We start from the raw sequence: 23,864 nt of genomic DNA on the forward strand, positions 1-23,864 counted from the left end.
CCCTCAGGCCATAGCTTTCGACTTCTTGATCTGTTTGCTTCGCAATTGTCCGCAGGCAGCATCAATATCTACACCATGCTCCAGACGAGTGCTTACACTCACGCCCTGCTTCTTCAAGGTGTCAAAAAAGGCTCGCACGGTCTCCCGCTCACTTCTTTGATATTGACTGTGCTCATCGACTGGATTATAAGGAATCAAGTTCACATTGACGAGCTGGCGCCGATCGCCGATTAGCTCGGTCAGCTCAAGCGCATGCTCCTTGCCGTCATTTACATCCTTCATCAGAATGTATTCTAACGTAATTCTGCGATTTGTTTTTTCCAAATAATAATCTATGGACTCCATTAGCTTCTCAATTGGAATGGCCTTGTTAATCTTCATAATCTTCGTCCGTAGCTCATTATTAGGCGCGTGGAGCGATACTGCCAAGTTCACCTGTGTATTCGCATCGGCAAATTCAACGATTTTGTTAGCAAGCCCACTCGTCGATACAGTAATGCCTCTTCCTGCGATGGCTAGTCCCTTATGGTCCTTAATAATCGATAAGAAATCGAGCAGGTTCTTGAAGTTGTCGAACGGTTCACCAATTCCCATGACTACAACGTGACTTACCTTTTGTTCAAGGTTTGCTGCATCTAAATGCTGTTGGACCTTCATAATCTGCTCTACAATTTCACCGCTGGAAAGATCGCGACTCTTCGCTAACAGTCCACTAGCGCAAAAGCTACAGCCGATATTACATCCAACCTGAGTAGTGACACATACGGACAAACCGTATTTCTGTCTCATGAGCACTGTCTCGATCAGGTTGCCATCCTTCAAACGGAACAGGAACTTGATCGTCCCATCCGCAGACTCCTGCTTCACATGTTCTTCCAACGTATGGATCACATAGTGCTGCTCCAATAAATCTACACAATCTTTATTTACATCGAGCATTTCTGAGAATTCTGTAATCCGCTTCCGATAAAGCCAATCCCAGACCTGCGTAGCTCGAAATTTTTTATGTCCACGTTCTAACAGCCATGCCGCCAGTTGATCAAAAGTTAATCCATAAATGGATTCCATATTCATTCGTTACCTCTTTTCAAAACGTTAAAGTTCAGTCCATCACTACTCATTGTCTCAAATTTTTTTTATTTAAACAAGGGGAGTTGTAGCGCAGCGTCGAAGTTTACACCATTAGAAGTCCGTTCTATGAAATTACATCTGAGGAGAGATCGAATTAAATGAGCTCAACAGCAATAAAAATCATCGGTTTTGCCCTTCTAGCTGCCGTTCTAATCTTTGGCAGCTTTTTACTGTATATTACCATTACCGATTATAAGCCGAAGGAGACTACTCCGCTAAAGGTAAACCATAATCAGGAACAAATGATGAAGCAGGGAGAATCTTTTTCAATAACCACCTTTAATATTGGCTATGCTGGGCTGGATAAGGATCAGGATTTCTTTATGGATGGAGGTACCAAATCACGTTCAAGCAGCGAGGGACAAACGAAGGTAAATCTTGAGGCAATAGCTTCTCTAATGGCCACTTCAGGCTCGGAGCTATTCATGTTGCAGGAGGTGGACGTCGATTCTTCCCGTAGCAACCATATAGATGAGGTCTCCTTCTTATCGAATACCTTCTCTGATTACAGCAATGTATTCGCGACGAACTACAAGGTACCTTGGGTGCCGATTCCTGTTCTTGATCCGATGGGCTCGGTGAATAGCGGTTTATTAACCTTATCTAAATTCGGCAGCACAAGTAACGTTAGATATGATCTTCCGGGAAAAGAAAGCTGGCCTCGTCAACTGTTTGAACTTGACCGCGCCTTTATGGAGAGCAGATTCCCCGTCGATAACGGGAAAGAACTGATCATGATCAATCTTCATTTATCAGCCTTTGACCAAGGCGGGACGATTCGTAAGCAGCAATTAGAATATCTTTTGACTTATATTCAGAGAGAAAATGATAAAGGCAATTACCTCATCTTAGGCGGAGACTGGAATCATTCTTTACCGGGCACAACTCCAGAAGCCTTCAAGACCACCCAAGCTTGGCCGGAATGGCTACAGAAGTTCCCTGAAGATTTCAAACCGGAGGGCTTTCAGTGGGCTGTCGATGCTAAAGTGCCGTCCGTCCGGACACTTGATGTAGCTTATTCAGAAGGTGTAAATTTCCGCGCTGTCATTGATGGCTTCCTAGTCTCACCGAATATCACAATAAGTGGCGTACAGGGTCATGACCTATCTTTTGAACACAGCGACCACAACCCTGTAACAGCTACTCTTATTCTAAAATAGGACCTAATCATGGATCATTGATGTTACTTAAATATGACGAATTTCATGTTTTTCCCTTGTAGATATTGAATGATAGCAGGTAATGCCTCTACGGTAATCTTCTTTTCGTGAAAAAGATATACGCCACCGGACGGATCAGTATGATGAACAAATTGAATGACGTCTTCTGGGGTCTTGCGTCTCCAATCCTCAGAATCACGATTCCATAACAATACCTTCATCTGCTGTTCTGTCACTTTGGCTGCTAACTTATCATTAATCGCACCATATGGCGGCCGAAAAACAGTAATCGGCGATTGCGTGATTTGCTCCAATACCTGGTTAGCCTTCGCCAAATTATTCTGATTCTCCTTAACCCCATTGTCGGTCATCTTGCTATGATCCCACGAATGACTTCCAATCGTCATCTGATGCTCATTCGCATACTTAACCGCTTCCACATTACGAGCGACCTTATTCCCAACAAATAAAAAGGTGGCTGCCACCTCATGTTCTACTAGAATATCTACGATTTCTTTCGTATACTTCGACGGGCCATCATCAAATGACAAAGCCACGTAACCCTTCGGCAGACTATATTTGTATTTATCCCCGGTTAGTTTATACTCCTCATACCGCTTTGTCTGTTCTTGAGGAGGCTCTGATGGTTCTGGTGCAGGCTTAGAAGGCTCTGGCGTAGGCTCAGACTCATCTTGCTGGATAGGGGCCGTTTCTATTTTACCAATGGGAGGGATAAACGGTAGAGAGACAATTTGATCGATCTCCTCAGCGCTGGCGCCTAGTGAGGGACCTTCCAATCCTTCTGCACGGTCCATATCTTGACCACCCATTCGAAGAGACAACAATACAACAATTAAACAAGCGAACATGATACTCTGCAGTGCAAGTCTTCCAATCGGTCTTTTGCTCTTCCTTTTTCTTAGTTTACGTGCTGGATGTATAGAGGGTGGCGTAGTTTCAACAGCAATCTCTTCCTGTACATGGGGATCGTCCTCTTGCTTTAATTGAAGAAGCTGAGACACATAATATTCAGAGCAGGCAAAATACATGGTTTCGCTGAAGGTTTGGTTCATAATAATCAGTGTACTGTAATAACTATTACGAAAAGGATCCCACTTCGGATACAAAGACAATCTCATTCTTTCCCCGAAATAGGGAGCCAGCGCGTTAAGTTGTTCATATGTAAATTCATCTATGGTTAGCATGCGTCTGGCATACCCGATATCACGGGTTAAACCTATCTCAATCTGATAACCGGCCTGTTCATGCTCAAGCGACAGCAACTCAATCATTAGAACAGTACTCGGTTCATTCATTGCCATAAATCTTATGTATCTCCGTTTTCATCATTTCGTCCCGCAAGCGTGCTTCCATTCCCAAAAGGGACGGTCATGCGATTGGTAAAATCGCTGATCATACCGGAGAGATATGCTTTTTCTTGGCGGATCGTATCGTATTTCTGTCTTAAATGCGCGTTCTCAGTTTCAATCCGTCCGAGCTTCTCTTCCAGATCGTTCATCTTCTTGAGCTTCTCTGCATGAGCCTCGTTATGCTTTTGGATCAGATTCACATACTTCTGATGCTCCAGATCGATCGCACTCTTTAATTCTTCAATCTCTGCAGTGAGGGTAGTCTGAAGCTCCCGATAATCCTCCAGCACTTGATCGACTTTCAGATTCTTCTCAATCAATTTATGCTCGAGCTCTCGAACGTTCTTCTCTCTTTCCTCAATCACTTTATTGAGGTTCTTCATGTCCCGGTTCAAACGCTCAACATGGCTGCTGGAATGAGTCAACCGATCCTGAAGTTCATTAATATTCGTCTCCGCATGCTGTCTGGCCTGAATGATCTGCTCCACGGAGAAGATCAAATCGAGTGATTTTTTATCAAGCGGCGCTTTCCCCGTAGTAACCACTCCTGCTAAAGTCTCGCCAGCGGTCTGGTCCTCTACTTCCTCGCCCTGCTCTTCTGATAATTGCACCTTTTGAACCATACCCGGTTGGGACTGCTTATCCACTGGATCTTTCTTTTTAAAAAAGGGAGAAATCATTGATCTTATCACCTCAATTATAAAAAAATGTCAAAAAATGTCGAGTGCCCACGAGTCTATTATAGTTTACTTGTCTTGTCTGTAAGTGAGCCTTTATATCTAACTTTTTGAATTGGATCAAAAGACCTAAATTCTTGCCCGTAACATAAAAAAAGCACCCTTGCGGGTGCTCTGGTTTCAATTGAATTTATCAGGGAATTGTTTAACAATACCCTCGGTTAGTAGATCTCCAAACATAATCATATGCTCCAGACCTTTATCGAAAGCGACGATTTCAGCATCCCAATCCTTTTTAACCCTAGCTGTCACATCATCCGTAATCAGCTCCAAATGTTCATGAAACATCTCTTTCAATTGTTCATACGAGTATTTGGGATTCTGTGCGCTAAGGAACTTAGCAATGTCATCAGCGTTGTCATACCACTCTTTATTGTATTTTTCCAAATCTGTCTGATTGTTAGAAAGCACAGCCGCAACCACTTTTCCGGCAATAAGGATATGCTCCCGTAATAATTGAGCTAGCTTATCTCCTACTGCCTCACCGTAATAAGGCTTATAAACATTCCCTATCTCCTGCTGATTCTGTAGCAGCCTAGCCAGTACCTTCTCTTTGTCCTCGGAATTAGCAAAGGCGCTAACTATGTAGTTTTTCGTCCATATCACATGATCGCTCCATAGTTTTCTGAAGGTATCTTTAAGCTCTATCACGGAGGGCGTTAAGCATTGCTTGTGTGAACTCTTTTTCTCTTTGGATGCAGCATCGGCAGTTACGGGCATTACACTCACAACAAGAAACATAAACAACAAAGTTAGCTTGACAATCAAAAACTTAGGCTTCAATATGACCGATCTCCTTTTAAGCATCTATTAAACATCTTGTATAGTGTGTACCGATGCTTTTATTTCATTCATGGGCATTTTTCAAGATACAAAAAAAGCACCGTCATTAGACGGCGCCCCTTCCATAAGTTTATCTAAACATCACTTTATCTACATTGTATTTAGACTTCAATTCATTAATGATATATGTTTCATAAATTTCTCTGTGAACAGGACTTTCGATTAAACATACATCAATTCTGGTGACCTCGTCCCGATGCAGCTTGATATCAGATACGGTATCTTCAAAATGTTTTTTGATTCTTGGTCTTAGCTTTCTCGCTTTACCTACAAACAACAGCTCATCTTGGTCATTATAGAACATAAAGATACCGCCGTAATCTCTTGGGATCAGGTGAAAATCAGTGAATCCGTAAATATTGCTTAACTGCGGGTTGATTTGTTTAGTAATACTAACATCCACATTGGGAATGGTTATGTTGATCATTTTAGCTCACGTCCTCTTTCTATATAGGAGTAAATAGTATCATAAGTTAGCCTTTTATTCTATCTTTCACAATAAACCTTGCTCTTTATTCTGCCTTGATCTGACAACTCATTAGAGCATGAACTGTCTCTGTTAGCCCTTGCTTGTGATTTTCCTCATGAGGGTATTATAAATATTAAGGTAGTGTAGTATTGTGTTAACTTCATGCAAAGAGCAATTAGCATCTAGGGGGATTTGATTCATGTCAGCAACAGACAGGCAAAAAATTGTAGATAGTGTCCCACAAACCGGATTTTTTGGACATCCAAAGGGACTATTTACACTCTTCTTTACTGAATTTTGGGAACGTTTTTCCTATTATGGCATGAGAGCGATCCTTGTTTACTACATGTATTATGAAGTAAGCAAAGGCGGGCTCGGATTTCCAGAGGATATGGCCCTTTCGATTATGTCTATCTATGGATCACTCGTATATATGTCTGGAATTATAGGTGGATGGCTTGCGGATCGGATTTTCGGAACTTCTAAGGCTGTCTTTTACGGTGGCGTTCTCATTATGTTCGGGCATATTTTACTGGCGATACCGGGAAATGCCACACTTTTCTTTGCTTCAATGATTATGATCGTGCTTGGAACCGGACTTCTTAAGCCCAATGTATCAAGTATTGTAGGCGAAATATATAGCGAACAAGATAACCGCCGCGACGCTGCTTTCAGCATTTTTTATATGGGTATTAACCTCGGCGGATTCCTCTCTCCACTAATTGTAGGCGCTGTAGGTATGAATAATTTCCATCTAGGCTTCTCGATTGCCGCAATCGGAATGTTTATCGGACTAGTTGTTTACGTAGTGACTCGCACCAAAAATCTAGGTCTGGCGGGTACGATTGTACACAACCCGATTCCAGCCGAACAAAAGAAAAAAATATTTACTTGGATTGGTATTGGAGTAGTGGTGCTAGCTGTATTAGTTACGGTCGGCATTCTTACTGGAGCACTTACCTTTGAGACATTCATTAAGATCGTAGGGGTTTTAGGACTACTTATTCCTACAATGTACTTTATTGTGATGTACCGCAGTCCCAAGACAACAGCTGTAGAGCGATCACGGATTCTCGCGTACATCCCTTTATTTATCGCTTCGATTATGTTCTGGGCGATTCAGGAACAAACTTCAACAGTTCTAGCAAGCTTTGCTGATAAGCGCACCCAGTTGGATTTTGCAGGCATGCATATTTCTCCTGCTTGGTTCCAGTCGCTTAACCCGCTGTTCATCATCGCCCTTGCACCTGCATTTGCATGGATTTGGTTAAAGCTCGGTAACCGTCAACCATCGATTCCTCAAAAGTTCTCACTTGGTTTATTGTTTGCCGGTCTGTCCTTCCTAGTAATCCTGGTACCGGCTTACTTCGGTGGAGCCAATTCACTGGTGAATCCATTATGGCTGGTTCTCAGCTACTTTATCGTCGTAATTGGGGAACTATGCTTGTCACCTGTTGGCCTCTCGGCAACGACCAAACTGGCACCAGCTGCTTTTACTGCTCAGATGATGAGTATGTGGTTCTTGTCCAATGCTGCTGCGCAAGCTATTAACGCTCAGATTGTGAAGTTCTATACCCCGGATACCGAAATGCTATACTTCGGAGTCATCGGTGGAGTTGCCATTGTTCTCGCCGTAATTCTATTCTTGTTCTCTTCTAAGATTCAGAATTTCATGAAGGGTATACGTTAAACATATAAGGCTGCCGGGAATACACCGGCAGCCTTTTTTGAGTCCATATTCTAAGCTAGGTCTACACCAGAAACATAGCAACAATCGTTGTAACTATCAGCCCAATCAGTACCGGTTTAACGTTGCGTCTAGCGAGCTCAAATGGACTTACACCGCAAATGGCAGCGGCTGGAATCAATGCCCAAGGGATTAGCGTCCCCCCGCCAACCCAAATGGCAGAAACCTGACCGAGTGCAGTTAAAGTAGCCGCGTCGGAATGTGTGGCCACCGCGAATAATTTTCCGATGGACCCCGCAAGTGAGATTCCCGAGAACCCTGAGCCATCAAGGCCTGTAATGGCCCCTGTTATGGTGGCGGTCACAGCACCTACAGCACCATTTAGAGGTACATTATGCGCTAGAGCAACCCCTAGATCATTTACAATCCCCTGAGATGCAGCAGGTAAGACTTTGCCAAACAACTCAGCAAAAGCCGAATCCCCCAGATAGAAGAATGCTGCAATCGGAATCACTGGACCGAATACTTTGAAGCCAAACGTAAGTCCATCAATTAAGTATGAGGTGACTTGCTCCAGTCCTTTATTACGATGTGCGAGCAATGTTACTACAACCAAGATGAATACAGCAGTCCCACCAACTAAGGCCGTTGCGTCTCCACCCTGTAAATCCAGCAGAAACATGCCTGCTACATCAGCTAGAAACAGGATTGGGATAATAATCGCCAGCCATTTCTTCAGTGTGGGAGCAATCACCGCTTGACCTTCTACCGCATCACTCTCTGCAGCTAGCGCATTCCCGGCATTTTTCCCGGATATCAGTCCGTCACGCCAAGTACCATTCTTCTGATCTCGTCGCATCATCCAATAAGCTGTTACCGTAGTGACTACACCCATCACTATAACAAGCGGAATACTTGCTTCCATAACACTGCTTACCGGAAGTCCTGCCGCATCTGCCGTCAATTTAGGTGCACCTTGTATAATATAATCACTCGACAGCGCAATCCCATGACCGAATAGATTCATCGCAATCGCTGCTCCAAGTGCAGGCAACCCTACGCGAATAGCAACGGGCAGCAGCACAACCCCTATCAGGGCCACTGCTGGCGAAGGCCAGAAGAACCACGATGTCACCATCATAATCAAGCCAATGCCCCAAAATGCCATAAACGGCGTACGTAAAAAACGTGTAAGCGGGGCAACCATCGTCTCGTTTATTCCGGTACTTGTCAATACTCTGCTCATGGCTACAATGATCGAAATAATCATAATCGTACCCATTAGCTCCTTAGTTGCATATACAAAAGAGTTGAATACGCCTGTGACCGAACCACTAACCGTTTCTGTCGCGAGCCAGCCTAATACAAAGATACCTGCAATACAGATCATTGTTGTATCCCGCCGCTTAATCAGAAGTGCCATAATGAACACGATAAATGCCAAATATACATAATGGAGCGCTGTTAATTGGATGCCCATCTCTGAACCACACCCTTCTCCTGCTTACAAGTGCTATATGTTATGCAGGGGTGTAGGCTAATGTTCGATAGAGATGGGCTCTTAAATATTTATGATTTAAATGGAAAGAGACGCTTTCGCTAATGTATCCATCACCTCGTCGCTTATAAATGGTGCGATAGACACGAGGGCTTTTATCCCTTCTTGTTCAAAAGCTCTTCTAGCGCACTCATCTAGTACCTCGTCACTTATAAACGGAGCGATAGATAATAATGCATTAATGCCTTCTCGTTCGAAGATACTTCTTGCACACTCATCCAGCATCTCATCGCTTATAAACGGAGCAATAGACAACAGCGCATTAATTCCTTCTCGCTCAAAGGCAACTTTTGCGCACTCATCCAGTACTTCTTCACTGATAAATGGAGCGATGGATAGCAGATCTTGTATCGATACTGGATGCTTCACATGTTCAAATACCCCGTCCACATGTTCCGTAAGAAGAATGGGCGCAACCTCGGAAATTTCGGCTACTGAAAGCTTATTTTGATTTAAAAATTGTTCTGTCGTATTTTCGAGTACGTTTACTACTATCTGTGTCGATTTGCTCTTTTCAAGGATTGCATCAATGCTCACATTAAAGATTTCGGCCAGCTGGGGAAGCTTAGAAACATCCGGCATAGACTCTCCTCGTTCCCAATTACTAACTGCCTGATAACTAATGCCTAGTTGATCGGCAAGGCCCATCTGAGTCATCCCTGTCTGCTTTCTTAAATCAACGATATTCTTACCTACCTTTAACATATCGAACACTGAAATCTCCTCCTCGTTTATGATGATTTCAGTGTATCTATTACTATTAATTTTGTATATCAAGCGTTGCTTGAGTGCTTAACGAGACACCTAGAACGCAAAAAAACGCCCCACGCGTAGATAAAATCCACGCATGAGACGGCTTTCTTAGTGTTGCCGATTTAGAAATTTATTATTTAGCCACAACTCCACCATCAACTGGCAGCTCAACACCTGTAATGTAAGAAGCTTCGTCGGAAGCCAAGAACAATACAGCTTCAGCTACTTCAGAAGCACGTCCTACACGTGGCAATGCAGTCTGGGACATAAAGAAGCTATGCATTCTTTCGTCATTTACAAATTCAGCACTCATTGGGGTTTCGATAAATCCTGGGTGAACAGAGTTCACGCGAATGTTATCTTTACCAAAGTCTACAGCTGCCGCTTTACTCAGCATACGAACTGCACCTTTAGAAGCTGTATAAGCGCCAGCACCGCTGCTGCCAGTCAAACCTGCGATGGAGGAGATATTGACGATAGAACCGCCTTTATTGTTCTTCATTTGAGGAACAACATGTTTCATACCAAGGAATACGCTGCTTACGTTAATGTTCATGACTTTGTTCCATTGATCAACAGTGGATTCAAGCAATTGAACCGGGAACGAGATCCCTGCGTTGTTTACCAGGATGTCGATTTTTCCAAACTTGCTAATTACATCTTCTACAACCTTGATCCAGTCTTTTTCAGAAGCTACATTATGTGCATAAGCTGCTGCTTGTCCACCGTTTGCTTCAATTTCCTTCACAACCGCTTGTACTGCAGCCTCGTTAATATCGGTCGCTACAACGGTGGCACCTTCTTTGGACAACAAAAGGGCCTCTTCGCGACCCATGCCACTGCCTGCACCTGTAATAATTGCTACTTTATTAGTTAGACGATTCATAATTAATTCTCCTCTATAATCGTATTGTGATATAATAATTTGATTGATGATAGTCACACTATCATTGTGATATTTATCATATCATTTTTACGAAATAACTACAACCTCTCCTTGCTTAATCCAATAAACGGTGGATATAATACTAATAATTAAAGAACCTAATTAAAAAACGGAAGGGTCTATCCCTCATGAATCCAAAAACAAGATACGAAAAAGAAAGATCCGACGGTAAACAGCAGCGATTATGTACGATTCTTGAATCCGCAGAACAAATATTCTCGCAAAAAGGAATCGAAAAGTCGACGATGCAAGATGTCGCAACTGAAGCGAATATCGGGATTGCGACGCTCTTTCGATATTTTCCTAGAAAAGAAAAGCTTATCGTGGCCGTCGCCACCCGAATGCTCGAGCCGATGCTCGATTATTTTAAGTACGTAGCTGACTTACCACGTACCTGTCTTGAAAAGATCGAGATGTTATTTAATTTCTTTATTCAGGATCAAAATCATCTAAGCATTATCTTTATGGTCAATTTTGAGAGCTACGCTTCTCACTTAAATGAGCCTGTTGAGGATGTTCTGGATTTCAATGCATTAAACCGCAAGATTTGGCACGAGTATTCCAGGATCATTCAAAATGGGGTAGAAGACGGTTCTATTCGTGCCGATCTCCCTGTGAAAGAAACCTTAATCACGCTGATGAACAGCTTTGCTCTCTTTTCCAGAAAGCTAACGATGAAAAAGAACATCCTCCTCCTGGAATCGGATTTAGACTCCGACAAGCAGCTTGAGCTTCTTAAACAAATCTTTCTGGATCATTTAAAAGCCTAAAAAGCGCCAGTTTCCTTATGAGGGGAACTTGGCGCTTTTTTGATAATAAATTCGATTGCTAGTGAAAAGGGCAGGCGGCCGCAGGTGAACGTTGATAAAGGAACCGCGGGCTGTAATCATATTCTTTCAACTTAGCGTCATGCCAAATGGGTGTAGCCGACGGAGACATAGGGGGAATCAACCATGACCAGCGCCCCGAAACCTCACGTCCATGCCCCTGCTCCTGCTCTTGAAATCTCACAAATTGATCGGCTGATGTATGGTGATCAACGATACTGACCCCAGCCTGCTTAAAGGAATGTAACACTGCACGGTTCAACTCAAGAAGCGCCCGATCCTTCCAAAGCGTTGTGTTACTGGATCGGTCCAGTCCCATCAGATCAGCTATAGCTGGCAAAGCATTATACCGTCCAACATCCCCAAAATTACGCGAGCCAATCTCAGTCTCCATATACCAGCCATTAAAAGGAGCCGCGGGGTATAGAATCCCGCCAATTTCCAACTGCATATCCGAAATGATCGGCACCGAATACCAGCGGAGCCGAAGCTCAGCAAAGGTTTCAATTTCAGGGTGGGTTAACGGAACCTCCTGGATGAGGTGTTGGGGAATTGGGAATACATGGGGATGCCCATTGCCAATACTGATCACTAGCGGCAATACATCATAATTGCCCCTTGTTCCCTGCCAGCCTAGTTGTTGGCACACTTTCGTAAATTCATCCGATGCCGGATCGCCAGCGCGTTCATGTTCAGCATCACCAGGATATCCCGCGTAACGAATCAATTGATGATTCCAAATCCGGATTCTCCGATCAGGATCTTCTCCGCTGCGAAAGACCGTGATAAGGGGACGAATACGTCCTCCATTATTCGCCTTTTCCAGATGGCGCAATAAAGCTTCAGCAATATCCTCCTCAGTCTCTGCCAAACGTTCATCTATCAGCTCAATGGACTGCCAAAAAAGGCGGCCAATGCAGCGACTATTATTTCGCCAAGCCATTCTTGCCCCATGAGCCAGCTCTTCCGTTGTATGTATGTAACTCCCGGATTGATTAATTTCTTGTCGTACGGCTTGGATGCGATGATCCATTTCAGCTTCGTTCTTATCAAGTTCAGCGTAACATTGTCGAATAAAAGCCTCCGCCTGCCGGGTTAACTCTTCTATGTTCTTACCATTCATATCGTTTATCTCCCATCCAAGCTCTTACCAGAACCTTCAATCCAGTATACCATCCTCAATCCTAAGCTACATCCTTAAGCGAACAGTGCATGAGAACAACCCGTGAAGCATAGTCGCTTCACGGGTTGTAGCAGGAACATCTAGCGTTCTGAACGTTTCCCTTGCGTCTTCAATGCAGCAAGCCTGCTCTTATCCTCGGCCAGCAGTTCTTCAGCCAACTCCACACCTTGGGGGCCTAACCAGGCCTGAGCTTGCTTTACCGCCTGTTCGGTATGCACCAAACGGTTCTCAGCCTGTGCCAAAGTCTGTTCTGTTGGATGACTAAGCGCCTGAGTGACAGAGAAATGAAGCTTACCTAAAGCATTTTTGGCTTGAGTTACATTGTCGTTCGCTTGCAGACTGGAATCGGGTTGTTTCATAAATGAAATTCGCTCCCTTCTGAAATGCGCCTGTTCTCTTCTAGCATGGTTTAGGATAAGTAACTTTATGCATTGCACGTTACACGCTACTGGATGATGGATTGCATGAAAGTAGTCATTTCTTTACTGGCCTTATTCAAGCGTTCAATTACCTCGCTGAATTCGGTAACCAGTTCTGCTTGTGCGTGTGAAGAAGCGGAGATCGCTTCAATTTCTTGCTCCATTTGTTTAATGGACTTTTGAACATCACTGAGTGATTTTTCAATATTATGGGTTGCTTCTTTAGTATTTACGGACAGTTTGCGTACTTCCTTAGCCACAACGCCAAAGCCCGCCCCCTGATCTCCTACACGCGCAGCTTCGATGGCCGCATTTAGTCCTAGGAGGTTCGTCTGCTCAGAAATCTCACGAATGAAGCTAGTAACCTTATTCACTTCTTGAGACTCCGTTACTGCTCTGCGTGTATTATCTAATATTTGCTGAGAGGTGGCCGATAATTCTTCAGATTGTGCAGCTACGCTCTGAACCATATCCATTAGGTGATTGCTTATCCCATTAATCTCGTCTGTAAATACCTCAAGCTTATTCTCGTTCTCCAGTGTGTAGGCAATTGCGAACACGCCTACTACCTCGTTGTCTGTTCCATATATAGGTACACATGTTGAAATCACAGGAGATCCATAAATTTCTGCAGGAATCCGGTTAAAGCTAACCTCACCTTTCAATCCATTTGAAAGCGTTAGGTCTTCAGGTGGAATAGGACTTCCTTTGGCCAGTCCAAAATCAATGGCATTACTCGGAGTATAATACTGGAAGATTTCCCTGTCCGTAATACCGATCATAATATCTTGCGAGTGAAGCTTTTTGAAGTAAGGTGCTGCGAGGACTAAGGCATCGATAATACTCATCTGTTCATCTCCCATTAAGTAAATGTATATGTAAGTTTATCGACACAATGGGTGACATAGTGAATATTGTCATATTAAAGTAACAATCCTACCGTAGGATGGATTCATGAATACTAAACCTATTAGCAGACGTCAATTTCTGAAGAAAAGTGCTCAAGTGTCGCTGGGGCTGCTTGGAACCGCTGGTGCAACCGGCATTTATTCACATTGGGTTGAGCCCTACTGGCTTGAAGTTAAATATATAGATATAAAGCTTCCTCTACTCCCTCCAACATTCGATAGATTTCGTATCGTTCATTTCAGTGATTTACACTTAGGCGTATATACGAAGTCCGAAGCCTTAATAGAGTTAGTACAGCAAATTCAACATGCAGGTCCAGATCTGATTTGCTTTACTGGGGATTTGCTAGATCATTCTGTCGATTATATTTCTGAGGCTGTAGACTTATGTTCACAGTTGCGGGCGCCCTTTGGACAATATGCTGTGTTAGGTAACCATGATGCTTTTGGTACTAGGAAAGCTGTAACGAAAGGATTAGCGCAATCTGGTTTCCACGTACTTCATAATGAACATATTGTCTTAAAAAAAGATGCGGAGGCGCTTTATCTAGCTGGAGTAGATGATCCGTGGGTCGGCAAAGCTGATATTCATCAGGCGCTACGCCATATCCCCGATAAGGCATGTACCCTACTCCTTGCTCATGAACCGGATTTTGCTGATGAATATAGTCATCTTCCTATAGATCTGCAGTTGTCCGGCCATAGTCATGGAGGACAAGTCCGACTCCCACTTGTTGGCGCTCTGTATACCCCGCCTTACGGCAGTAAATATTCAAGCGGATTATACCAGCTCCCAGATAGTCGACTCCAGGTCTACACCACACATGGGATTGGAGTGACTCGTATGCCTATACGTTTTAATTGTCGCCCCGAGGTTACCGTAATTACTTTGAGAACCACTTATTGATTCATAAAATTTCATAATGGTTAAGGAGAATAAACCTGAAAGTTAAAAAATCGTTAGAAACTTTGCGCTTTTCCACACTTAATACAACAAGACTGTAACCCCAGATGTAACCAAAACTATTAGAGGCTTATGTATAATCGTAAGAGTGATAGAGGAACACAACACATATCGAACTACATACAAGCCCATTATTGGGAAGGAGATAATAAATCATGAACAAAACTATGAAATGGACGTCTGCTATATTAGCAGCTGGAGTATTACTTGGAGGTACTGGATTCATCGGAGGAAATTCTGTTCAAGCTGCAACGACCGGTACGAAAACGGTCAAAGAAGCCGTTCAGCAGCCTTCTGTGGCGCTTAAATATAAAGGCCAAGTCTTAACACAGCAAGGGAAAATCGTAGACGGAAATACTATGATCCCTTTAACCGTATTACGTGACGCCTTCGGTCTTGCCATTCATTATAATTCAACCACAAAGACTTACAGTGTAGGAAGTGACTCGGTAAAGCTTAATATGGAGGTCTCTGACTATGGCGTCAGTACCGATTTGAACGGATATTACATTTATAGCATGACCGGAAATCATGAAGTGAAGATGATCAATAACAGCTTATATGTTCCATTCAAACTGTTAAATGATTATTTAGGTGTTCAAGGCGTATATAACCCAGCCCAGAAATCACTTGAGCTTAGCAAGAAGGTGATGAATGACATCAAGATCACCTCTGTTAACTTAGACAAGAGCAATAAGAATGCTAATATTAAGGTACAATATCCAAAGATCAGCGGTCTGACGGATGAAGTGCAGAACACGATTAATGCTACCTTCAAAAAAGAGGCTGAACTATTCGCATCAGAAAGCGAAAAAGAGGCTAGCCGTAGAGATGGTACTATAGAAAATAAATATGACTACTCTCAATCTTATATTGTCACCTTTAACCGTGAAGGCGTACTTAGTGTTGTAGTCGATCAATATGGTTACAGCGGTGGAGCACACGGCGGTACCATGCGCGAGGGGCATACCTTCTCGCTGAAGGATGGTAAGAAAATAGAACTTAAAGACCTGCTAAAGGCAGAACCAAACTACAAACAAAAACTAGATAAAATGTTGAAGGCAAGCACCAAAGATATTGCTTTTCCGGAGTCAACTGGTGGACTAACAGATAAACCAGCCTTCTACGTCAGCGAAAGCGGCTTAGCCATCTTCTATCAACAATATGAAATCGCACCTTATGCAGCTGGAATTCCTACCTACACCTTTAATTTCAGTTCAATACTGCCTAAAGGCACCGATCCATTTGCTTCTTTCAAATAAATCACTACTAATGCAAAGCAAAAAGCGCTCAGTCAATCAGCTGAGCGCTTTTTGTTATCTATATTATTCTTCTAAACTGCCAGCTGGTCCAAAAAATTCAAAATGAATTCTCTCGTCCGGTACCTGCCATTCCTTGAGGGCCTTATATATGGTCTTCATAAAAGGGGTCGGTCCACAGAAATAGTATTCAGAGTTCACATCTGCTATTTCTTGAAGCCAAGAAAGATCAATATAACCAGATTTATCGCACTTGTCTCCTTCAACTGGAGATTCGTAACATACATAGGACCGTAGAGCAGGATGAGATTTCACTAAATCCGCCACCCTATCTTTCATAGCATGCAAACTTCCATTGATGGCTGCATGAATATAGGTAACCTCGCGTACTGGCTGTGCAGCAATTATTGTCTCCAGCATACTTACCATTGGGGTTAACCCCACACCCCCACTGATTAGGACCACCGGAGTGTCACTACTCTGATTCAGTACGAAATCGCCCGCAGGAGAGCCCACTTCTAATATAGAGCCTACTTGGACGAAATCATGCAGATAAGTGGATACGACGCCCGCAGGTTTATCTATCCCTTCGCTTTCCCGTTTAACAGTGATACGGTAATACGCCTGTCCCGGAGCACTGGACAAACTGTAGTGGCGAATATGGGTATATTCCTCTCCCCCTGGCTGAACACGAACCGTGATGTACTGACCCGGAGAATAAGAGGAGATGGACCCTCCGTCCTCAGGAGACAGGTAAAAGGAAGTAATAACCTCACTTTCTCTAACCTTCCGAGTGACGACAAAGTTTCTGAATCCACTCCAGCCCCCCGGAGCTTCGGCAGCTTCACGATACTTTTCTGCTTCCACACCAATAAAAGCATCTGCGATCACACCATAGGCCTTGGCCCATGCACCTATAATTTCCGGTGTTGCCGCATCGCCAAGCACTTGCCCAATCGCAGCTAACAAGGTCTCACCCACGATCGGATAATGCTCAGGCAATACACCCAGTGCTCGATGCTTCTCTGCAATCTGCTTTACTACCGGTAAGATATTCCCTAGTTGCTCAATATTCATAGCTGCTGCAAGAACTGCATTAGCAAGCGCTGTTTGCTGTCTGCCTTGCCGCTGATTGGCATGATTAAATATATTCAATAGCTCTGGATGTTTTTCAAATAACATGCCATAAAAGGTCGTAGTAATGGTTGTTCCATGAACCTGCAATACAGGAACTGTTGATTTTATAATAGCAATCGTTTGTTGATCTAACATATGAACAGCCCTCTCTCCTACAATAAGATAATTCCTCTATAAAAAGCATATAGAAGCTGCAAATGAGCAAGTGTGCGCTGAATCACTTTAGAATTTAATAAAATGTGAACAAATATAAAACGCAATGATATCCATCACATTCAGATAACTAATTTTAAAAAAAGCTGCCCAAGTAGCTCAATGGCTATCGGACAGCTCTTTAATTCTTATTTTGCCAGCTTCACAAAGCCTTCTCCGAACACATCTCTTACATCGTGAATGGTGATAAAAGCCTCTTTATCAATCGACCTTACGATTTTCTTAAGCATGGTTACTTCCTGTTTGCTAATAACAATATAGAGCAGCTCTTTGGGTTCTTTCGTATAATACCCTCGGCCATAAATGACTGTGACCCCTCTATCCATGATTCCATTCACTTGTTCAGCAATTTTGTCCTGTTCCTTGGATACAATCGTAACGGCCTTCTTAGGATTCACTCCCTCAATAATGAAGTCCATCACCTTGGTCGCTATATAGAGCATCACAATCGTAAACATCAGACTTTGAACACCAATGATGAAATATGAAGCAAATACCACAACTAAATCGACTAGGAGAAGAGCGTAGCTAACGTTCCAATCCAAAAATTTATGCAGGATTCTGGCGATAATGGTTGACCCTGCGGTCGTCCCACCCACGCGTATAATCATTCCGATACCCACACCAGACAAGATGCCTCCAAATATTGCATTGATGATCAACTCATCGCTGGCGATATGCCAATTCTTCGTAAGAATCAAGAATAACGAGTTAAAAAACACCGCAATAATCGTGTATACCGTCGTCGTTTTGTCCAAAAATTTATAACCCACAATCAATAACAAAGCATTAAGAATTAAGCTAACAATACCTGGTGACCACTGATACAAGTAGTATGTAATCATAGTCAGTCCCGTTACCCCGCCTTCACCGAACTCGTTCGGAATAACAAACAAGTTAACGGCCAAGGAGAACAGCAATGCTCCTACAATGATGGAAACAATATCCGAGATACGCTTTTTCATACCATGCCCCTTCTATCCTCTGTCTATATCTACCATCCACAAATACTAACACCGCTTCGATATAGTTGTAAACAATCCAGAAGAAACCAGCAGACTATACATGGCGTAACCGAATACCCCACCGCAAGTGTTTAAGATCAGATCATCCACGTCAAAGGTGCCGATATACAATACTAATTGTGTAACTTCAAAGCTCAGACTCAGTGCAAAAGAGAGTATGAAGACCTTTTGGAATAACCTTACTTTTTGCGGCAACAGCATAGGAACAAAGGCTCCAAACGGAATAAATGCCAGAAGATTGCCCACTAAATTAAGTGATGAAAAAGGATCTGAAAGTGACAGATGCTTTATCTCTTGCGAGATCTCTTTAAAGGGTACATAGTTGCCCTGTCGTTTAAAAATTCTTTCGGGATGCTCGAGCATACGTTCCGCTTGTTCCCAAAGTGATTGCAAGCTAAAAGGTGCGCCTTTAAATACAATAATTCGGATCAAGAAATACATATAGACGATGAATACAGCTGCCAGCAATAATTTCATAATAGAGTTGCTCTTAGGCTCTGTACTCATCGAAATGTAGTGACAATTACGCCATCCATATTATCGCCCGACATTTTATATTGCCCTTCCTTTGGAATCTTAATACTTGTATATCCTGATACTGGATAATAGCTTACTGTATATGTTTTACCGTCTACAACCGTTGAAATTTCACTATTCTCCTTCAAAAGATCTAAATATTGTTCCAGCACGATCCCCTTCTCATGAATGATCGCACTGTGCGGCAAGCCGACATAACGGAAATGCCAAGGTTCATATTTAATCCCCGTAATCTCAGTTTTGTCTTTCGGATAGCGTAGAATAAAGCCGTATTTCCAAGAATTCTTTTCCAGCCATTTGCCTTCAGGTGCTTTGCTCATTTCCGATTGAGAAGATCCGATGTCCAAAGATAATCCTAAATTATGTTCGCTATATTGTGCCGGCAGAGCATAGTCTGAACCTTTTTCCTCATATAATCGCTCTTGCTCCTCAAAGTCCCTGTACCCACTGCTAATTAAAAAATGATTCACGCCATCCTTCTCAGCAGCCTTGATCATCTTATTGAATTTATGTGCTACACTTTCAGATAACCGAATAGAGGTATCTAGTAGTCCATAGCCCTGAACGAGATCCTTCTGATCAGATAAGGTCACAATATCAGTCTTCACACTGTCCTCATGTACCGGATATTGTTTGTTCACCAGCAATAAATCCCCTTGATATACCTGATCTTGCGTAACCACATTTAAACTATCGCTATCTCTAATCGATCCCTTCTGGATCTTATCATTCTTATCAGCTAGATTACCCGTTTCTGGCAAATAACGAGCTGCTGCGTAACCAAGAAATAACACAACGATCACCAAAAAGCCCCACTTTTTCATCCGTAATGTCCTCCTATTTCCTTAAGGCGTTTTTATGCTTGATAGGAATAGAATAACGAAGACACTTTAAAGAAAAAGCAGGACAATTATAAAGTTTTTCTTAAATAGCTCAGTGACCTTACCCAGTAAAGGTGTATCCTACGCCCCAGATCGTCTTAATAAATTTGTTCTTATTGATGTCTTCACCGAGCTTTTTGCGCAAGGTACGGATATGCACCATAACCGTGTTGCCACTCTCATAATAAGCTTCGCCCCACACCTGTTGGAAAATACTCTCTGCGCTAAATACCTGCTTGGGATGACTAGCCAATAAATGCAAAATATCAAACTCTTTCGGAGTTAAGTCTATCCTCTCACCGTAAAGAGTAACGGTATGCTCATCTGGCGTAATCGTCAGCCCGCCTACTTCAAGGACCGACTTAAGAATGGCTGCGGGCTGACTGAATTGTATAGAGCGCCGAAGTTGAGAATTAACGCGGGCGACTAACTCCATTGGATTGAACGGTTTGGTCATATAATCATCTGCGCCCATGACAAGTCCCGTAATCTTATCGAGATCAGAAGTCTTCGCACTTAAAAAAATAATCGGCAGATGATACTGCTCCCGAATGTGACGGGTTACCTCATAGCCATCCAGACCTGGCATCATAATATCCAGAATTGCCAAATCTACCGTTTGAGACTCAATGGCTTGTACCGCTGCCCGCCCATCGGATACTTTAATGATATGATACCCCTCTTTTTGCAAATGTAAGGCCACCAAATCCGCAATCTCTGCCTCATCATCCGCAATTAAAATCGTAATGCGCTTCATCTATATTTCACCCCTGTAGGTTTGTGCTGTATGATCTTCATCCATTATACCCTAAACTTAAAAACCACCCTATGAACAAGGTGGCTTCTCGATTACATTTGTGATTAATAATATACGGAAATACCATCACTTAGAAGATGATGTCTTAATTAGCTTTCGGCCTTTACCAAAAGGAATGCACAGCGGTGTTCCGAAGATCGGATCAGCGGTTACTTGGCATTCCATACCAAATACATCGTGAATCAATTGCTCGTTAACGATGTTCTCAGGCTCACCTTGCGCATAGATCCGTCCTTCTTTAACCGCAACGATGTGATGTGCATATCTACAAGCCAGATTAATATCATGAAGCACCATTACAATGGTGCGATTCTCCTGCTCATTAAGATCAAATAAAAGATCCAGAATATCGACCTGATGGGTCATATCAAGATAAGTCGTAGGCTCATCCAGTAGAATCGTCGAGGTATTCTGAGCGAGTGTCATTGCAATCCAAGCTCGTTGTCTTTGTCCTCCCGAGAGGGAGTCTATTGAACGACCTGATAGCTCATTCATATGAGTCACTTCAAGGGCTTTCTTCACCATAATCTCATCTTCACGAGACCATTGCTGAAGGAAGCTTTGATACGGATAACGGCCTTGCTTAACAAGCTGTTGGACAGTCAAGCCTTCAGGTGCAATGGGTCCTTGCGGCAGGATAGCGAGGCGTCGCGCAACCTCCTTAGCTGGAAGCTTGGCAATATCACTGCCATCTAGGATAATACTGCCTTCTTGAGGCTTCAATAAACGGACAAGAGAACGCAGTAAGGTTGACTTACCACAGCCGTTGCTTCCGATGAATACAGTGATTTTCCCTTTAGGAATAAGCACATCTAGATTAGAGAACACTGGCTTTTTTCCATAGGATAACGTAAGATTGTTCGCTTGGATAACGGACATGTGAGTCACTCCCTTTATGAACTGCGATGACGGTACAATAAGTAGATGAAGAAAGGCGCTCCAATAGCAGCGGTGAATACGCCTGCCGGGATATCCAGAGGGATAAACGCAATTCTGGCGACAAGATCAGATAGCAGTAAGACAAGTGAGCCGATAAGAGCTGAGACTGGAATAACGCCGCCATAGGCAGGCCCAACTAGCTTTCGAGCAATATGCGGAGCCATCAGACCAATAAAATTGATTGCACCACCAATAGCAACCGCTACCCCTGCAAGGGCAACGCTGATCACAAGCAGAATCGTTCTTTTGACTTGGACCGAACTGCCAACACTCGTAGCTACCTCATCCCCTAGCTCTTGCACATTTAGGTGCCTAGCATAAATCAATGCAGCAGGAATCAGAATAACCATCCATGGCAGCATCGTTAGTACATCTCGGTCCCAAGATACACCATATATACTTCCCGTCATGAAAGTGAATGCTTTGACCGCTACAGCTGTCGGCGTAAACGATGATGAGAGAATCAACATATATATAACTGCTGTAATCGCCGTAGACATTCCGATCCCAATCAGCACCAGCCGAAGTGGAGTAATCCCCCGTCGATATGCGAATAGATAGATCAGGAGTGCTGCCGCAAAAGCCCCGGCAATCGAACTAATAGGCATGAAACGGATACTTACGTGAGAGAAATAAAGAATGAAAATCACGGTACCAAGCGATGCACCACCCGAAATCCCTATAATATCAGGTGAAGTAAGTGGATTGCGAACAATCCCCTGCAGCAATGCTCCAGAAATTGACAGTGCCGCGCCGACCATAACCGCAACGACAACACGAGGCATTCTTAAGGAGAAAATGATCATCGCATCGGCTGGATCGCCTACACCGAAAAGCGTTCGAATAACGGCAATCGGACTAATAAAAGTACTTCCAAGCCCTACACAAATGATCATCGTAATTACATTAGCGGCTAGCAGCAATAAAATCATGATTAACGTTCTACGACTAATTTGAAAGGAGTGATTACGACCTCTAAGGGTCATCCATTTATCCATATTAGGCATCCCCTCTTCTGGCAATATATACGAAGAAAGGAACCCCGAGAATAGCAGTCATAACGCCGACAGGTATTTCCTTCGGAAATGCAATGTACCGTGATCCAATATCTGCGCCAAGCAGTAAAATACCACCGAGTATAGCGCAGTAGGGAATAACCCAACGATAATCCAGACCTACCAAGTAACGTGTAATATGTGGAATTACAATACCTATAAAAGCAATAGGACCTGCAATCGATACAGAACCCCCTGCAAGCAAGACAATGATAACCCCAACTGCTAGCTTAATGAATATCGTCTTCTGTCCGAGCCCTGTAGCAACATCTTCTCCCAGCGTAAGCAGGTTCATATGTCTAGCAATCACGAAGGCACCTAACAGCGCTAAACCCATATAAGGTGCAGCGGTAGTGAATATTCCCATATCCCGCCCCGCAACAGAACCTACGAACCAATATAAGACCTGATCGAAGGTCTGCCCACCGGTTAATAAGCAGCCAAGAGATAAAGAGGAGAAAAAAGCAGTCATCGCAGCACCCGCAAGTGTAACCTTAAGGGGAGTCAATCCATCGCTTCCGATAGAGCCGAGGATGTATACAATAGCGGCTGTAACTGCCGCGCCTATGAAAGCTAGTGTTGCAAAGGTGGTTAGACCACTGGCTCCGAAAAAAGCAGAGCCCGCAACAATGAAGAAGGCTGCTCCGGCATTAATACCGAAGAGACTCGGTGAAGCTAGAGGGTTACGTGTGATGCCTTGCATCAAGGCGCCTGCAACAGCGAGACTCGCTCCAGCTATCGCAGCTATGAAAGCACGCGGTACTCTGGCAGTCTGTATAATCAAATGCTCTTGTGAACCATTGTAATCCGTGTAGGACTGGACAATCGTATGCCAACTAATATTGGTCACGCCAAAAGCGATACTGCATACCATCCCGGCAACTAATAACACCAGACCTATCAATAATCCAACAATCTTCTGCGAGCGCGTGGTAAGTAGAGTGCTCATAGTTTCCTCTTTCCTATTATCCGATGATTAATATGCATGTAAACCATTCAAGTTACTAAGATATTTTAGGTCATGAGGTAAAGGCTGTCAATGAATC

24 protein-coding genes are annotated in these 23,864 nt (G+C 43.3%); 5 read left to right on the forward strand and 19 right to left on the reverse strand.

Going from position 1 to position 23,864, the window contains the following annotated elements:
* Nucleotides 1–3 precede the first annotated feature (3 nt).
* A complete protein-coding gene (rlmN, locus tag UQ64_RS25250) occupies nt 4–1,074 on the reverse strand; it encodes a dual-specificity RNA methyltransferase RlmN (RefSeq protein ID WP_060626122.1) in 1,071 nt (356 codons plus the stop codon).
* A 155-nt stretch (nt 1,075–1,229) separates the two neighbouring features.
* On the opposite strand from rlmN, the gene UQ64_RS25255 reads away from it, so the two are divergent.
* Nucleotides 1,230–2,291, forward strand: coding sequence for an endonuclease/exonuclease/phosphatase family protein (locus tag UQ64_RS25255; protein ID WP_060626123.1), 1,062 nt, complete (start codon nt 1,230–1,232; stop codon nt 2,289–2,291).
* A gap of 23 nt (nt 2,292–2,314) precedes the next feature.
* On the opposite strand, the gene UQ64_RS25260 is transcribed toward UQ64_RS25255, so the two are convergent.
* The 4 genes from UQ64_RS25260 to UQ64_RS25275 all read right to left on the reverse strand — a co-directional run bounded on the left by UQ64_RS25260 (nt 2,315) and on the right by UQ64_RS25275 (nt 5,668).
* On the reverse strand, nt 2,315–3,613 hold the full coding sequence (locus UQ64_RS25260) for a polysaccharide deacetylase family protein (RefSeq protein WP_060626124.1): 1,299 nt from the start codon (nt 3,611–3,613) through the stop codon (nt 2,315–2,317).
* A gap of 5 nt (nt 3,614–3,618) precedes the next feature.
* Nucleotides 3,619–4,341, reverse strand: a complete 723-nt coding sequence (locus tag UQ64_RS25265; protein WP_060626125.1) for a hypothetical protein — start codon at nt 4,339–4,341, stop codon at nt 3,619–3,621.
* Nucleotides 4,342–4,518: 177 nt separating this feature from the next.
* Nucleotides 4,519–5,181 (reverse strand): glycosyltransferase, encoded by a 663-nt coding sequence (locus UQ64_RS25270; protein ID WP_156417668.1) that lies wholly within the window; start codon nt 5,179–5,181, stop codon nt 4,519–4,521.
* Nucleotides 5,182–5,311: 130 nt separating this feature from the next.
* A complete protein-coding gene (locus UQ64_RS25275; RefSeq protein WP_060626127.1) occupies nt 5,312–5,668 on the reverse strand; it encodes a nucleotide excision repair endonuclease in 357 nt (118 codons plus the stop codon).
* A 241-nt stretch (nt 5,669–5,909) separates the two neighbouring features.
* Here UQ64_RS25275 and UQ64_RS25280 point away from each other — a divergent pair, with 241 nt between their 5' ends.
* The gene (locus tag UQ64_RS25280) at nt 5,910–7,400 is read left to right on the forward strand and encodes a peptide MFS transporter (RefSeq protein WP_060626128.1); all 1,491 of its coding nucleotides are present in this window, start codon (nt 5,910–5,912) and stop codon (nt 7,398–7,400) included.
* A 61-nt stretch (nt 7,401–7,461) separates the two neighbouring features.
* Here the strand turns inward: UQ64_RS25280 and UQ64_RS25285 are convergent, their stop codons facing one another.
* The 3 genes from UQ64_RS25285 to UQ64_RS25295 form a co-directional block, all read right to left on the reverse strand.
* A complete protein-coding gene (locus UQ64_RS25285) occupies nt 7,462–8,877 on the reverse strand; it encodes a hypothetical protein (protein WP_060626129.1) in 1,416 nt (471 codons plus the stop codon).
* A 96-nt stretch (nt 8,878–8,973) separates the two neighbouring features.
* Complete coding sequence (locus tag UQ64_RS25290) at nt 8,974–9,660, reverse strand: helix-turn-helix domain-containing protein (protein WP_245238247.1); 687 nt, start codon at nt 9,658–9,660, stop codon at nt 8,974–8,976.
* Nucleotides 9,661–9,841: 181 nt separating this feature from the next.
* A complete protein-coding gene (locus tag UQ64_RS25295) occupies nt 9,842–10,594 on the reverse strand; it encodes an SDR family NAD(P)-dependent oxidoreductase (RefSeq protein WP_060626131.1) in 753 nt (250 codons plus the stop codon).
* Nucleotides 10,595–10,782: 188 nt separating this feature from the next.
* Between UQ64_RS25295 and UQ64_RS25300 the strand changes: the two genes are divergently transcribed.
* Nucleotides 10,783–11,424, forward strand: a complete 642-nt coding sequence (locus UQ64_RS25300) for a TetR/AcrR family transcriptional regulator (RefSeq protein ID WP_060626132.1) — start codon at nt 10,783–10,785, stop codon at nt 11,422–11,424.
* Between the two features lie 58 nt (nt 11,425–11,482).
* On the opposite strand, the gene UQ64_RS25305 is transcribed toward UQ64_RS25300, so the two are convergent.
* The 3 genes from UQ64_RS25305 to UQ64_RS25315 form a co-directional block, all read right to left on the reverse strand.
* Nucleotides 11,483–12,604 (reverse strand): nitric oxide synthase oxygenase, encoded by a 1,122-nt coding sequence (locus tag UQ64_RS25305; RefSeq protein WP_060626133.1) that lies wholly within the window; start codon nt 12,602–12,604, stop codon nt 11,483–11,485.
* Between the two features lie 140 nt (nt 12,605–12,744).
* Nucleotides 12,745–13,023 carry a hypothetical protein gene (locus UQ64_RS25310; RefSeq protein WP_060626134.1) on the reverse strand — a complete coding sequence of 93 codons (279 nt, stop codon included), beginning with the start codon at nt 13,021–13,023 and terminating at the stop codon, nt 12,745–12,747.
* Between the two features lie 86 nt (nt 13,024–13,109).
* Complete coding sequence (locus UQ64_RS25315) at nt 13,110–13,946, reverse strand: methyl-accepting chemotaxis protein (RefSeq protein WP_425339619.1); 837 nt, start codon at nt 13,944–13,946, stop codon at nt 13,110–13,112.
* Between the two features lie 91 nt (nt 13,947–14,037).
* Between UQ64_RS25315 and UQ64_RS25320 the strand changes: the two genes are divergently transcribed.
* Together UQ64_RS25320 and UQ64_RS25325 are read left to right on the forward strand one after the other, a co-directional pair.
* Complete coding sequence (locus tag UQ64_RS25320; RefSeq protein WP_060626136.1) at nt 14,038–14,898, forward strand: metallophosphoesterase; 861 nt, start codon at nt 14,038–14,040, stop codon at nt 14,896–14,898.
* Between the two features lie 212 nt (nt 14,899–15,110).
* Nucleotides 15,111–16,217 carry a PdaC/SigV domain-containing protein gene (locus tag UQ64_RS25325; RefSeq protein WP_060626137.1) on the forward strand — a complete coding sequence of 369 codons (1,107 nt, stop codon included), beginning with the start codon at nt 15,111–15,113 and terminating at the stop codon, nt 16,215–16,217.
* A gap of 63 nt (nt 16,218–16,280) precedes the next feature.
* Here UQ64_RS25325 and hmpA read toward each other — a convergent pair whose 3' ends face one another.
* From hmpA to UQ64_RS25365, 8 genes are all read right to left on the reverse strand, one after another.
* Nucleotides 16,281–17,486, reverse strand: a complete 1,206-nt coding sequence (gene hmpA, locus UQ64_RS25330; RefSeq protein ID WP_060626138.1) for an NO-inducible flavohemoprotein — start codon at nt 17,484–17,486, stop codon at nt 16,281–16,283.
* 206 nt (nt 17,487–17,692) lie between these two features.
* Entirely contained in the window at nt 17,693–18,529 is an 837-nt protein-coding gene (locus tag UQ64_RS25335) for a YitT family protein (protein WP_060626139.1), read from the reverse strand.
* 45 nt (nt 18,530–18,574) lie between these two features.
* Nucleotides 18,575–19,066, reverse strand: a complete 492-nt coding sequence (locus UQ64_RS25340) for a VanZ family protein (RefSeq protein ID WP_060626140.1) — start codon at nt 19,064–19,066, stop codon at nt 18,575–18,577.
* A 26-nt stretch (nt 19,067–19,092) separates the two neighbouring features.
* A complete protein-coding gene (locus UQ64_RS25345; protein WP_060626141.1) occupies nt 19,093–19,950 on the reverse strand; it encodes a M15 family metallopeptidase in 858 nt (285 codons plus the stop codon).
* A gap of 118 nt (nt 19,951–20,068) precedes the next feature.
* Nucleotides 20,069–20,764: a response regulator transcription factor gene (locus UQ64_RS25350; RefSeq protein WP_060626142.1), complete on the reverse strand. Its 696-nt coding sequence runs from the start codon at nt 20,762–20,764 to the stop codon at nt 20,069–20,071.
* 126 nt (nt 20,765–20,890) lie between these two features.
* A complete protein-coding gene (locus UQ64_RS25355; protein ID WP_060626143.1) occupies nt 20,891–21,703 on the reverse strand; it encodes an ABC transporter ATP-binding protein in 813 nt (270 codons plus the stop codon).
* 14 nt (nt 21,704–21,717) lie between these two features.
* A complete protein-coding gene (locus UQ64_RS25360; protein WP_060626144.1) occupies nt 21,718–22,761 on the reverse strand; it encodes a FecCD family ABC transporter permease in 1,044 nt (347 codons plus the stop codon).
* Nucleotide 22,762: 1 nt separating this feature from the next.
* Nucleotides 22,763–23,767 carry a FecCD family ABC transporter permease gene (locus UQ64_RS25365; RefSeq protein ID WP_060626145.1) on the reverse strand — a complete coding sequence of 335 codons (1,005 nt, stop codon included), beginning with the start codon at nt 23,765–23,767 and terminating at the stop codon, nt 22,763–22,765.
* Nucleotides 23,768–23,864 lie beyond the last annotated feature (97 nt).

This window comes from Paenibacillus etheri (genome assembly GCF_001012825.1).
Taxonomy (GTDB): domain Bacteria; phylum Bacillota; class Bacilli; order Paenibacillales; family Paenibacillaceae; genus Paenibacillus_AQ; species Paenibacillus_AQ etheri.